The 12,561-nt window shown below is 71.5% G+C and carries 10 protein-coding genes; 6 read left to right on the forward strand and 4 right to left on the reverse strand.

Features of this window, described 5'->3' with window-relative positions; all coding sequences use genetic code 11:
* The first annotated feature begins 20 nt into the window (after positions 1-20).
* The 4 genes from AC5L38_RS05255 (at position 21) to trpS (ending at position 4,971) form a co-directional block, all read left to right on the forward strand.
* A complete protein-coding gene (locus AC5L38_RS05255; RefSeq protein ID WP_495241616.1) occupies positions 21-2,108 on the forward strand; it encodes a DUF6421 family protein in 2,088 nt (695 codons plus the stop codon).
* Positions 2,105-2,770 carry an SDR family NAD(P)-dependent oxidoreductase gene (locus tag AC5L38_RS05260; protein WP_495241617.1) on the forward strand — a complete coding sequence of 222 codons (666 nt, stop codon included), beginning with the start codon at positions 2,105-2,107 and terminating at the stop codon, positions 2,768-2,770. The genes AC5L38_RS05255 and AC5L38_RS05260 overlap by 4 nt, the downstream gene beginning before the upstream one ends.
* Positions 2,767-3,831 carry a threonine aldolase family protein gene (locus AC5L38_RS05265; protein ID WP_495241618.1) on the forward strand — a complete coding sequence of 355 codons (1,065 nt, stop codon included), beginning with the start codon at positions 2,767-2,769 and terminating at the stop codon, positions 3,829-3,831. Before AC5L38_RS05260 ends, AC5L38_RS05265 begins: the two co-directional genes overlap by 4 nt.
* Positions 3,832-4,005: 174 nt before the next feature.
* Positions 4,006-4,971, forward strand: coding sequence for a tryptophan--tRNA ligase (gene trpS, locus AC5L38_RS05270; RefSeq protein WP_495241619.1), 966 nt, complete (start codon positions 4,006-4,008; stop codon positions 4,969-4,971).
* A gap of 63 nt (positions 4,972-5,034) precedes the next feature.
* On the opposite strand, the gene AC5L38_RS05275 is transcribed toward trpS, so the two are convergent.
* The gene (locus AC5L38_RS05275; protein ID WP_329092600.1) at positions 5,035-5,334 is read right to left on the reverse strand and encodes a DUF3467 domain-containing protein; all 300 of its coding nucleotides are present in this window, start codon (positions 5,332-5,334) and stop codon (positions 5,035-5,037) included.
* Between the two features lie 74 nt (positions 5,335-5,408).
* Positions 5,409-6,041 carry a DUF305 domain-containing protein gene (locus AC5L38_RS05280; protein WP_495241620.1) on the reverse strand — a complete coding sequence of 211 codons (633 nt, stop codon included), beginning with the start codon at positions 6,039-6,041 and terminating at the stop codon, positions 5,409-5,411.
* Between the two features lie 145 nt (positions 6,042-6,186).
* On the opposite strand from AC5L38_RS05280, the gene AC5L38_RS05285 reads away from it, so the two are divergent.
* Positions 6,187-6,927, forward strand: coding sequence for a thioredoxin-like domain-containing protein (locus AC5L38_RS05285; RefSeq protein WP_495241621.1), 741 nt, complete (start codon positions 6,187-6,189; stop codon positions 6,925-6,927).
* A 60-nt stretch (positions 6,928-6,987) separates the two neighbouring features.
* Here the strand turns inward: AC5L38_RS05285 and ald are convergent, their stop codons facing one another.
* Complete coding sequence (gene ald / locus AC5L38_RS05290) at positions 6,988-8,106, reverse strand: alanine dehydrogenase (RefSeq protein ID WP_495241622.1); 1,119 nt, start codon at positions 8,104-8,106, stop codon at positions 6,988-6,990.
* Positions 8,107-9,164: 1,058 nt separating this feature from the next.
* On the opposite strand from ald, the gene AC5L38_RS05295 reads away from it, so the two are divergent.
* Positions 9,165-10,172, forward strand: a complete 1,008-nt coding sequence (locus AC5L38_RS05295) for an excalibur calcium-binding domain-containing protein (RefSeq protein ID WP_495241623.1) — start codon at positions 9,165-9,167, stop codon at positions 10,170-10,172.
* A 38-nt stretch (positions 10,173-10,210) separates the two neighbouring features.
* Here the strand turns inward: AC5L38_RS05295 and AC5L38_RS05300 are convergent, their stop codons facing one another.
* Positions 10,211-12,433 carry a xanthine dehydrogenase family protein molybdopterin-binding subunit gene (locus tag AC5L38_RS05300; RefSeq protein WP_495241624.1) on the reverse strand — a complete coding sequence of 741 codons (2,223 nt, stop codon included), beginning with the start codon at positions 12,431-12,433 and terminating at the stop codon, positions 10,211-10,213.
* Positions 12,434-12,561 lie beyond the last annotated feature (128 nt).

The following is a 12,561-nucleotide window of genomic DNA, read 5'->3' on the forward strand; positions in this document are numbered from 1 at the left end:
CATCTGAAGGAGGATTTATCGTGACGGCGTTCCCCCGCGTACTGTTCGACGAGGCACACAGCGAGTCGTGGACCATCCGGCGGGAGGTCGCCGAGACGATGAATCCCGGCCATCCCGACGACAGCAGCTACGCCCGCGCGGCCGGGTTGTTGCGCGGGCTGGGGCACTCCGTGGACGCGCACGTCGAGGGGCCGCTCACCCCGGGGCTGCTGAGCGCGCGGGACGTGCTGGTGATCGCGCATCCCTCCGCTGATCGCTGGGAGCACACCACCGGGCTGGGCAGCCCGGTCCTGCCCGTCGAGGAGCTCGACGCGATCGAGGAGTACGTCCGCGACGGCGGCGGCCTGGTCGTGATGGCCGAGTACGAGCAGGACAAGTACGGCAGCAACCTCACCGAGCTGCTCGCGCGCTTCGGCGTGGGCGTCGAGCACACCCTCGTCCGGGACCCCGGGAGCGCCCACAACGGCGTGGCCTCCTGGGTCCTGGGCACCCCCCAGAACGCCCCGGAGAACGGGCAGGACCTGCTCGCCGGGGCCCGTCGCGCCTGCTTCTACCGGTCCGGCGTGCTCACCGCCCCCGATCACGCGGCCGTCCTGTTCGCCACCTCGCCCACCGCGACCCCCGCGAACCGCCCGCTGGCCGTGGCCGTACGGCACGGCGAGGGCCGCGTCGTGGTGGTCGCCGACTCCGACCTGTTCGGTGACGACTCGATCGGCGACTACGACCACGCCGCGCTCTGGGGCAACCTCGTCACCTGGGCCGCCCGCGTTCCCGCGCAGGGGGCCACCAGAGGCACCGGGGACTCCGAGACCCACGCCGAGTTCCGGAAGCTCAAGGACGCCGTCGAGGCCCTCAAGCCGCTGCAGGTCAAGGACGGCTCGGTCCCCGAGGAGGGCGACAAGCCGCGGGCCGCCGAGCTGGTCTCCGCGATCGCCGGGCACGTCGAGCGGCTCGCGCCGCGCTTCCCGCACGACGCCGCCTACCTGGCCGCCGTCGTCGCCGACCTTCGCAGGTGGGCCGGCCAGGGCCTGGGCGTCCCCGACTTCCTCGACGCGCTCGACGCCTTCCACCCCGACACCCAGCGGGTGGACGGGCTGGAGCACCTGGTCGTCTTCCCGATGTACACCCAGAACGGCACCACCTTCCGGCACATCGAGGCCGTGTGGATCCGGACGATCTGGCCCGAGTGGCTCGCCGAGCTGGAGCGGGGCGGCTACGACAACCCGATGTTCGTGCCGATCGCCTTCGAGGACTTCACCTCCGGCTACGACACCAACTCCGCGGTGCTCTTCCCCGAGACCGTCGCGGTCCGCGAGACCCCGGCCCGCTTCACCTGGGGCGGGATCTTCGCCGACCGGGAGGCCGCGAGGTTCCGGGCGGTGAGCGGGGCCGCCGCGGCCACGCTGAAGCTCGCGCTGCCGCCGGACGCGGCCAGGCTGATCGCGTCGCAGGAGCTGGCCCAGGACACCTTCGTGCTCTGGGACCTGATCCACGACCGCACCCACAGCCACGGCGACCTGCCGTTCGACCCGTTCATGATCAAGCAGCGGATGCCGTACTGGCTCTACTCCCTGGAGGAGCTGCGCTGCGACCTGACCGCGTTCGGCGAGGCCGTGAAGCTGGAGAAGGAGGGCGTGCCGCACGCCCGCTACGTCCAGCTGGCGATCCTGTTCGACCGGCTGTTCCGCTTCCCGATCACCGGTGACCGGGTCCGCAACTACGACGGCCTGGGCGGGCAGCTGCTCTTCTCGTACCTGCACCGCAACGACGTCGTCCGGTGGACCGACAACCGGCTGAGCGTCGACTGGGACCGGCTCGCCGGGGGTGTCGCGGACCTGCGGGGCGAGGTCGAGAAGCTCTACCGGGACGGCATCGACCGCTCCAAGCTCGCCCACTGGCTCGCCGCCCACCAGCTGGTCGCCGCCTATGTGGAGCCGAACCCCGCCTCGGTCTGGGCCAAGGGGGTCGGTGCCCTGCCCGTGGAGGGATTCCCCAAGGCGGTCGTGGACGCGGTGCTGCCCGACGAGTTCCCCCTGAGCATGTTCTACGAGGCCCTGCGCCGTAAGCTCGGCGACGTCGTCGACTCCACGAAGGGCATCCGAGCATGATCATTCTTGTCACCGGCGCGGGCGGTCCCGCGGGCCGGGCCGTCGTCCGCAGGTTCACCGGCGAGGGCCACACGGTGATCGGCGTCGACAAGAGCGGCGCCGAGGGGTCCCTCGCGGTCGACCTGCTCGACCCCGGCGCGGTCGCGAGGCTCGCGGAGGACGTGCGGGCCGAGCACGGCAGGGTGGACGGGATCGTGCACCTGGTCGGCGGCTGGCGCGGGTCCAAGACCTTCGCCGAGACGTCGCTGGACGACTGGGCGCTCCTGCACGACCTGCTGGTCCGTACCCTCCAGCACGTCACGCTCGCCTTCGAGCCGCTGCTCAAGGCGAGCGAGCGCGGCCGGTTCGCCATCGTCTCCGCGAAGGCGGCCGAGCGCCCCACCCAGGGCAACGCGGCGTACGGCACCGCCAAGGCCGCCTCCGAGGCGTGGACCCTGGCCTTCGCCGACGCCCTGGAGGGCACCTCCTCCACCGCGAACATCCTGGTCGTCAAGGCGCTCGTGCACGCGGACATGCGCGCGGCGAGCCCCGAGCGGACGTTCCCGGGCTTCACCGACGTCGACGACCTCGCCGAGGCGATCGCCGGCCTGTGGAGCACCGACGCCAACGGCACCCGGATCGACCTCACCGCCGACGAGAAGGCAGGGGGGAAGACCGCGTGACGGACGCCATCCGCAGGCACGACCCGCTGGTGAAGGGCTTCGCCAGCGACAACTACGCCGGGGTCCACCCGGAGATCCTCCAGGCGATCGCGCTCGCCAACGGGGGCCACCAGACCTCGTACGGCGACGACGTCTACACCGAAGCGCTCCAGGAGGTCTTCAGGAGGCACTTCGGCCCCGCCGCGCAGGCGTGGCCGATGTTCAACGGCACCGGTGCCAACGTGGTCGCGCTCCGCTCGATGACCGCCCACTGGGAGGCGGTGGTCTGCGCGGAGTCGGCGCACATCCACACCGACGAGGGCGGCGCCCCCGAGCGGTCGGCCGGGCTCAAGCTGCTGCCGGTCGCCACCCCGGACGGCAAGCTCACGCCCGAGCTGATCGACAGGCAGGCGTGGGGCTTCGGCGACGAGCACCGGGCACAGCCCAAGGTCGTGTCGATCACCCAGACCACCGAGCTGGGCACGCTCTACACGCCGGAGGAGATCCGGGCGATCTGCGACCACGCCCACGAGCTCGGCATGGTCGTCCACCTCGACGGCGCCCGCGCGACCAACGCCGCCGCCGCGCTGGACGTGCCGCTGCGCGCGTTCACCACCGACGTGGGCGTGGACGTGCTGTCCTTCGGCGGCACCAAGGCCGGCCTGATGTTCGGCGAGGCCGTCGTGGTGCTCAACCCCGACGCGGTGCGCGGCCTGCGCTACCTGCGCAAGAGCGCCATGCAGCTCGCCTCCAAGATGCGGTTCGTCTCGGTGCAGTTCGAGGCGCTGCTCGCGGGCGACCTGTGGCTGCGCAACGCCCGCAACGCCAACGCGATGGCCCGGCGGCTCGCCGACGCCGTGCGGGACGTGCCCGGGGTGGAGATCCCGCGCCCGGTGCAGGCCAACGCGGTCTTCGCGGTCCTGCCCAAGGACGCCACCGAGCGCCTGCAGAAGCGCTTCCGCTTCTACACCTGGAACGAGGCCACCGGCGAGGTCCGCTGGATGACCGCGTTCGACACCACCGAGGCCGACGTGGACGCCTTTGCCGCCGCCGTGGCGCAGGAGTTACACTCACCGGCATGAGCAAGCACGGTCCGGGTCTGTGGCGGGCCGCCGAGAGGCGGATCCGCTAGCCAGTCCCGACTGCGCACCAAACGGCCGCCGTTCACCGGCGGTCGTTTTCGCTTTTCCGGCGCGTTCCGGGGGCGTTCCCGGTACGACCGGCGGGCGGCGGTCCTCTTCTCACCAGGAGTGACCATGACAAAGCGCGCCTTCTCCGCGTTCAAACCGACCGGCCGCCTCACGCTGGGCAACCTCCTCGGCGCGATCATGCCCGCCGTGCGCCTCCAGGACGAGGCCGACTGCGTCTACGCCGTCGCGGACCTGCACGCCCTGACGATCAGACACGACCCGGAGCTGTTGCGCGCCCGCACCCGCGAGGCCGCGACCCTGCTGCTCGCCTGCGGCCTGGACCGCTCTCTCGTGTACGTCCAGTCGCGGGTGCCCGCGCACACCGGGCTGGCCTACCTGCTGGAGAGCACGGCCCACTTCGGCGAGATGCGACGCATGATCCAGTTCAGGGAGAAGTCGGCCGGGCGGGAGGAGGTGCGGCTCTCGCTGCTCACCTACCCCGCGCTGATGGCCGCCGACATCCTGCTGCACCGGGTGGACGTCGTGCCCGTGGGGGAGGACCAGCGCCAGCACGTGGAGCTGACCAGGGACCTCGCCCTGCGGTTCAACCGGCTGTACGGCGAGGTCTTCACCGTGCCCGAGGCCGTGCGCCCGCGGGTCGCCGCCCGGGTGATGGACCTGAGCGCGCCCACCTCCAAGATGGGCAAGTCGGACGGCTCGCCCGCCGGGACGATCTATCTGCTCGACCCGCCCGCCGACCTCCGGCGCAAGGTCATGCGCGCGGTGACCGACTCCGGCACCGAGGTCGCCTACGACCCGGCGGGCAAGCCCGGCGTCTCCAACCTGCTCGCCGTGCTCGCGGCCTGCTCGGACCGGCCGGTCGAGTCGCTCTCGTACGGGTCGTACGGCGCGCTCAAACGGGACACGGCGGAGGCGGTGGTGGAGACGCTGCGGCCCGTCCAGGAGCGCCACGCCGAGCTGTCGGCCGACCAGGCCGAACTGTCTCGGCTCCTGGAGGCCGGGGCGGCACTGGCCGCCGAGCGCACCGCCGGGCTGCTGGCCGAGGCGCGGGAGGCCATCGGCCTGCCGTGAGGCTCGCCGGGAACCCCTGCGCGGGGCCCGTCGTGAAGGCGTGAGGGCGCGCCGGGCCCCGCCTCAGTTCTTGTGACCCGTCTCGTGCTCGTACGCGGTCAGCTGCTGTTCGAGGGCCTTCATCAGCTCGAAGACCTGGCTCGGGGGAATGCGGATCCGGCTGACGATCCGGGTCGGCACGCTCACGAAGTGCTGCCCGGAGGAGGGGTCGTTGGCCAGCTGGGGCGGCCTGGTGATCACCGCGAAATCCAGGACAAAACCATCCTGGGTATGCCAAACGGAGGCGAAGTTGGCGTATTGCCCCATTTCCACCTCGGCGGAGATGCTCACCTCCAGGCGGTTCTCCGGCTCGTCGTTCACCATTCTCTTTCCTCCGGCCAGGTTGGCTCCATGCTGCCCTGACCGGAAACCGGCCACACAGGGACGCGCCGACGCTATTAAAGGATTGAAGGCAGCCGCTGGGCGCCGCGCTGCCGCAACATGTCGGTCATCAACTCGATCTCGCCAGTCTGACCGTCGACGATGTGCTGTGCCATGGTGGCCACCTCTTCGCGGTCGGACAGTTTCAGCAGACCCCTGCCCATCTGCACGCCGCCCTCGTGATGGCGGATCATGAGCTGCAGGAAGAGGATCTCCTGGTCCTTGCCTGTGGCCTCGCGGAGCTTTTTGAGCTCGTCCTCACTTGCCATACCGGGCATCGCGGCGGGCGCGTCCGGTGTTACAGCGTGACCGCCGCCGCCGTGGCCGGACATCCAGGCCATGGTGGGGCGATCGCTCGACTGGTTGAGACCCCACTGCTGCAGCCAGCCCGTGAACATGCCGCGCTGGGCCGTCTGCGTGACGATGATGTCGTAGGCCAGCCGCCGGAGCGCGTCGTCCTCGCTCCCGTCCCTGGCGATGAAGGACATCTCGACGGCCTGGGCGTGATGAACGGACATGTCGCGGGCGAAGCCCGCCTCCGGCGAGGCGTCGGTCGGGGTGGCCGTCCTCCCCACCACCAGCAGCAACGCGACCGCCGCGACCAGGCATCCGAGCAGCACGCCGACCGCCACGCCACGCCTGGGCCTCATGCCGTCTTTACCGGAGGTCTCCATTACCTGCCCAGAGTACCCACTGTCGTGAATCGTCGCTGTATCAGCCGTTGTCATCCCCTTATTCTCCACATACGCCGGTAGGGCATAGGGTGACCCGACGCTGTTTGTTGCTGGAGGGTTGATGACCAAGGAAAAGGCGCAGGCGAGGCGTGAGCACCTCACCCGTATGCGTGAGGAGCAGAAGCGCAAGGAGCGCAGAGCCGCGTTCCTGATGTGGGGTGCCGGAGGTGCCGTCGTCGTTCTGCTCGTCGCGGTCGTCGCCTTCTACATGGTCAACGAGCGCGCCACGAACTCGCTCGACAACGTGGCCACCGCGAAGTACGCGGGCAGTCAGCACACCCAGACCAAGGTGGCCTACAAGGAGACCCCGCCGATGGGCGGTGAGCACAACCCGGCCTGGCAGAACTGCGGCGTCTACGATCAGCCGATCAACAACGAGAACGCCGTCCACGCCATGGAGCACGGCGCCGTGTGGATCACCTACCAGCCGGACCTCCCCAAGGCGGAGGTGGACACGCTCAGGGAACTGGCCTCCAAGGACTACATGCTCCTGAGCCCGTACCCGGGCCTGCCCTCCAAGGTCGTGGCCAGCTCCTGGAACCACCAGCTCAAGCTGGACAGCGCGACCGACGGGCGTCTGCCCAAGTTCATCCAGAAGTACAAGAACGGCCCGGACACCCCCGAGCTCGGCGCGTCCTGCAGCGGCGGCGTGGGCACCACCACCGCCGAGGCGCCCATCCCGGACGTCGCGCCCAGCCAGAACCCGTCGTCGGCTCCCAGCGACGCCCCGGCCACGGACGCTCCCGCCACGGACGCCCCGGCCACCGACGCCCCGGCTCCCAGCGGCACCCCGGCTCCCTGATCGCCTGATCCGGCCGGTGTCCGACGCCGGTGACGCCGTCCCGACGAGGCGTCCCGGCGGCTAGGCCCGCAGGACCCGTTCCAGGGGCACCGCCTCCAGCCCGTGAGCCTCGGCCACGGGCCGGTTGGTCAGGTGCCCCTCGTGCGTGTTCAGGCCCAGCGCCAGCGCCGGGTCGCTCCGCAGGGCCTCCCGCCAGCCCAGGTGGGCGATCGAGAGGGCGTAGGGGACGGTCACGTTGGTCAGCGCGTACGTCGAGGTGTGCGGCACCGCGCCCGGCATGTTGGCCACGCAGTAGAACACCGAGTTGTGCACCCGGTACGTCGGGTCGGCGTGGGTGGTGGGCCGGGAGTCCTCGAAGCAGCCGCCCTGGTCGATGGAGATGTCCACCAGGACCGACCCCGGCCTCATCCGCGAGACCAGCTGGTTGTCGACCAGCTTGGGAGCCCTCGCGCCCGGTATGAGCACCGCGCCGATGACCAGGTCGGCGTTGAGCACCGCCCGCTCGATCTCGTACGTGGTGGAGGCGATGGTCTTGCAGTGGCCCTTGTAGATCACGTCCGCCTGGCGGAGCCTGTCGATGTCGCGGTCCAGCAGCAGCACCTCGGCCTGCATGCCGAGCGCGATGACCGCGGCGTTCATGCCGGAGACCCCGGCGCCGATCACGACCACGCTGGCCGCGTGCACGCCGGACACCCCGCCCATCAGCACGCCGCGCCCGCCGCCCTGGCGCATCAGGTGGTAGGCCCCCACCTGGGGGGCGAGCCGCCCGGCCACCTCCGACATGGGAGCCAGCAGGGGCAGGAAGCCGTTGGCGTTCTGCACGGTCTCGTAGGCGATGCCGGTGACCCCGGCGTCGAGCAGGGCGCGGGTGCACGCGGGGGAGGCGGCCAGATGCAGGTAGGTGAAGAGCACCTGGCCCTCGCGCATCCGGTGGTACTCCTCGGCGACCGGCTCCTTGACCTTCAGGACCAGCTCGCCCGCGGCCCACACCTCGTCGGCCGTGTCGAGGATGGTCGCACCGGTGCTCTGGAAGTCGGTGTCGGGAATGGAAGACCCCGTCCCGGCGTCTTTCTCGACGAAGACCTCATGGCCGTGCCGGACGAACTCGTGGGCCCCGGCGGGGGTCAGGGCCACGCGGTACTCGTGGTTCTTGACCTCACGGGGAACGGAGATCTTCACGGCTCCTCCAAGGGTGGGCGCGTGTCCTCTTCTTCACTGTGCGTTCCCCGAAAGGGAGCAGTCACGCGCAGAGTGGCAGGAATGGGGTCGGAGTCGATGACATTCCGTCAGCGGCCGTCGACGCTCGGTCTCCCGGGAGATGGTGTGACGTGCGGGGTTACCGGCTCCCCGCGCCGATCGGTAGGCTCGCCGCGAACAGGTGCGAGGAATACGGGGATATGACGATGGGGATGCACGCGGGGCAGGGTGGGCCGCCCGTACCGCAGGGACCTCCAGCCGGGCCTGACGACCCCTCTGGGGAGCCGTGGTCCTCGTCCGGCTCCTACGACGCCTTCACCCCGCCCGGCCGCCCTGGCGCCTCGCCCGGCCGCCACGCCCGCGACGCGGGAAGGCCGGGCGACGCCCCCTCCGAGGGGTCCGCCGGCCCCGGTGACCTCGGCGAACCGGGTCGCGGCGACGGGGGTTTCGGCGGTCCCGGTCCAGGTTCCGGTGGCTCCACCTTCGACGCCTTCGGCGGTTCCGGTCCCGCTCCTCGTTCCGGTCCCGGTTCCGTTCCTGGGTCCGGTGCTTCCGGCTTCGACGCCTTCGGGAGGCCCGTTCCCGATCATGGCGGTTCCGGCTTCGACGCCTTCGGCGGGCGCGGGGCCGGGCCCGGTGCTTCCGGCTTCGATGCTTTCGGCACCGGAAGTTTTGGCTTCGATGCCTTCGGCGCCGGTGGCGCGAGGCCCGGCGATCCCGGCTTCGACGACCTGGGCCCCGGCGGTACGAGGTTCGGCGATCCGGCTTTCGGGGATGCCGCTTTCGGCGGGCCGGGCCCCGGCGATCCGGGCGGCCATGATCTGGGCAGCCATGATCTGGGCGGCCACGGTCCGGGGGGGCCGGTTCCCGCGGTCCCGGGCGACCCCGAGCTCGACACCCTGGCCCTCCCCGAGGGGCGGGCCACCGGTCAGGTGCCCGGCGAGCCGGGGGCGGGCATACCCGGAGTCCCAGGCGTACCGGGGGCGGACGTACCAGGGGCACCGGTCGCACCGGTCGCACCGGGGGCACCGGGAGCGGGCGTGCCCGGCGCTCCCGGGACCGGCGAGCGGCGGGCCGGGGAGTCGCCGGACGGGGCGCCGGGGGAGCCCAGGGCGAGCCGGGTCACCACCGCGATCCTGGTGTCCGTCCTGGTCATCGTCGTGTTGATCACCGGTGTGCTCGGCACCATCGCGGTGCTCATGACCCGAAATCCCGACATGCCGCTCGGCGCCACGCCGCCCAAGAGGCTGGCGATCCCCCTCCACTTCGCCCCGGTGACCGAGGCGAAGCCCGGAGCCTGCACGGTCCCGGACACCTATCCCGACGACCTCGGGCAGACCTGTTACTCGATCGACGCCGGGGTCAACGTGAACGCCGTACGGAAGATCGAGGCGATCCAGGAGAAGAGCGGCGCCTACTCGGTCAGGATCGCGTTCGCGCCCGCCTTCCGCGAGCAGATCAACGACCTGACCGCGGAGGTGCTCAACGAGGACGACCCGGTCAGGCAGCAGATCGCGATCGTCGTGGGGGACAAGGTGGTGGCGGCACCCCGGGTCGCCCAGGCGATCACCGACGACAGCCTGAGCATCGCCGGTGCCTTCACCAAGGAGCAGGCGGACGCGATGGTCGTCAGGCTGCTCGGCTCCGGGGCCGTCGTCCCGCAGCCCAGCGGCACGCAGCCGAGCGCGTCGGTCTTCACCCCGCCGGACCCGGCCAACCAGCCCTCGAACCCCCCGGCGAGCTCTCCGGCGAGCCAGCCCGCGAACCCTCCGGCCAACCAGCCCGTGACCCCTCCGCCCACCACCGGCGACCCCGCCAACCCGGCCGGCACGAACACCGCCGGGACCGACGCGAACCGCCAGGCGGACACCACCGGCGACACCTCGGGGACCGCGTCCGGCGTGGGCACCGACCGCAAGTACCCCACTTGCAAGGCCGCGCGGGAGAACGGGGACGGCCCCTACACCAAGGGCGTCCACAAGGAGTACGAGTGGTACATCGACGGGGACGGGGACGGCGTCGCCTGCGAGCTGGAGGGCACCGGCTGACACAGGCTGACACCGGCTGACACAGCGCGAGACCGGGGTCAGCCGTCCAGGGCGATGTCGTGGGGGCGGATGGGCACCCGGGGCAGCCGCAGGCCGGTCGCGGCCCGTACGGCGGCGGCCACCGCGGGGGTGGAGGAGAGCGTGGGAGGCTCGCCCGCGCCGCGCAGGCCGTAGGGGGCGTTCGGGTCGGGATTCTCCATGATCGACAACTTCATGGGCGGCATGTCGAGGATGGTGGGGATCAGGTAGTCGGTGAACGACGGGTTGAGAACCAGCCCGTCGCGGACCTGGATCTCCTCCATCAGCGCCAGTCCCAGTCCCTGCGCGCTGCCGCCGTGGATCTGCCCCTCCAGCGCCAGCGGGTTCATGATCCGTCCCACGTCCTGGACGGCCGCCAGCTCCACCACCTTGACCAGCCCCAGCTCCACGTCCACGTCCACCACGGCCCGGTGGACGCACAGGGCGAGCTGGGTGTGCGAGTCGCCCTGCCCGGTGGCCGGGTCCAGGGGGAAGGTGGGCCGGTGCCGGTACTCCCTCGTCTCCTCCACCGCCCCGGCCCGCTCCAGCGCCTCCACCAGCGACGACCCGTCGCCGGTCAGCTTCCCCAACCGTTCCCGCACGGCCTCGCAGGCGGCCTTGACCGCGCCGCCGGTGACGTACGACTGGCGGGAGGCCGACGAGGAGCCCGCGGAGCCGACCGACGTGTCCGCCGTCGCGACGGTCACCGCGTCGATCCCCAGCTCGGTCCTGGCGATCTGCTCCTGGACCATCAGCAGGCCCTGTCCCACCTCGGCCGCCGCCGTGTGCACCAGGACGTGCGGCTCGCCGCCGATCAGCTCCACCCGCACCCTGGCGGTCGAGTGGTCGTCGAAGCCCTCGGAGAAGCAGATGTTCTTGATGCCGACGCCGTACCCGACACCGCGCCGCACCCCCTCGCCGTGGGTGGTCTGCGAGACGCCGCCCGGCATGCCCAGCAGATCCGGGACGTCCCGGGCGTCCGGCGTGGCGGGCAGCGGCATCGCGGCGAGCTCCCTGAGCATCTCGGCCAGCGGCGCGGGCGAGTCGATCACCTGCCCGGTGGCCAGCACCGACCCCTGGGAGACCGCGTTGCGGATCCTGACCTCGACCGGGGAGATCCCGCACGCCTCGGCCAGCCTGTCCATCTGCGACTCGTACGCGTAGCAGGCCTGGACCGCGCCGAAGCCGCGCATCGCGCCGCAGGGCGGGTTGTTGGTGTAGACGCCGTAGGCGTCGATCCACACGTTGTCCACCTCGTACGGCCCCACCCCCAGGGAGGCCGCGTTGCCGACCACGGCGGGAGAGGTGGAGCAGTAGGCGCCGCCGTCCAGCAGGATCTCCGCCCTGACGTAGAGCAGCCTGCCGTCGCGGGTGGCGCCGTGCTCGTAGCGCATCCGGGCCGGATGGCGGTGGACGTGGCCGTAGAAGGACTCCTCGCGGTTGTAGACGATCTTCACGGGACGGCCGGTGCGAAGGGCCAGCATGCACGCGTGGACCTGCATGGACAGGTCCTCGCGGGCACCGAACGCCCCGCCCACCCCGGCCAGCGAGAGCCGTACCTTCTCCTCGGGCAGCCCCAGGCACGGCGCGATCTGCTCCCGGTCGGAGTGCAGCCACTGCGTGGCGATGTACAGGTCCACCCCGCCGTCCTCGGCCGGCACGGCCAATCCGGACTCGGGGCCGAGGAAGGCCTGGTCCTGCATGCCGACCTCGTACTCGCCGGTGACGACCACGGGGGCCTCGAACGCCGAGCCGACCCGGATCGGCTGGTGGCGCACCACGTTCCCGCCCTCGTGGACCGCGGGGTAGGAGGCGTCGAAGGCGGCCCGGCGCGGGTCGGTGACGGCCTCGCGGACCTCGTACTCCACGACGATCGCCTCGGCCGCCCGCCTGGCGCGCTCCGGATGGTCGGCCGCGACCAGGGCGACCGGCTCGCCCTGGTAGCGGACCTGGTCGACGGCGAGCACCGGCTGGTCCCTGTGGTCCAGGCCGTAGAACTTCGCGCCCGGCACGTCCTCGTGGGTGAGGACCGCGTACACGCCGGGCATGGCCAGCGCGGGGCCGACGTCGATCGAGCGGATCCACGCCGACGGGTGCGGGCTGCGGAGGGTGACCCCCCAGATCATGTCCGCCAGGTACAGGTCGGAGGAGTAGGCGAACTCGCCCGTGACCTTCAGCGTCCCGTCGGGACGCAGGACGCTCTCGCCGACGCCGCGCTGCCGCCGTGTTTCGATGCCGCTCATCTCAGCAGTACATCAGCCTGGTCCGGGGGAGGACATGGCAGGCACGACGCAACGCGGGGGGTGGCCGTTGGCGACTCTTGCGGTTGTGCCCGGCGCCGCGCCCCGGTGCTCCCGTGCCCGCCACCCGA

Source organism: Streptosporangium nanhuense, from assembly GCF_059358815.1.

Bases quoted from the DNA above. Each gene is read 5' to 3' on its own strand.
- AC5L38_RS05280 (WP_495241620.1), bottom strand. From the start codon at position 6,041: ATGAGGCCCAGGCGTGGCGTGGCGGTCGGCGTGCTGCTCGGATGCCTG.
- AC5L38_RS05275 (WP_329092600.1), bottom strand. From the start codon at position 5,334: ATGGTGAACGACGAGCCGGAGAACCGCCTGGAGGTGAGCATCTCCGCC.
- AC5L38_RS05300 (WP_495241624.1), bottom strand. From the start codon at position 12,433: ATGAGCGGCATCGAAACACGGCGGCAGCGCGGCGTCGGCGAGAGCGTC.
- AC5L38_RS05285 (WP_495241621.1), top strand. From the start codon at position 6,187: ATGACCAAGGAAAAGGCGCAGGCGAGGCGTGAGCACCTCACCCGTATG.
- AC5L38_RS05260 (WP_495241617.1), top strand. From the start codon at position 2,105: ATGATCATTCTTGTCACCGGCGCGGGCGGTCCCGCGGGCCGGGCCGTC.
- trpS (WP_495241619.1), top strand. From the start codon at position 4,006: ATGACAAAGCGCGCCTTCTCCGCGTTCAAACCGACCGGCCGCCTCACG.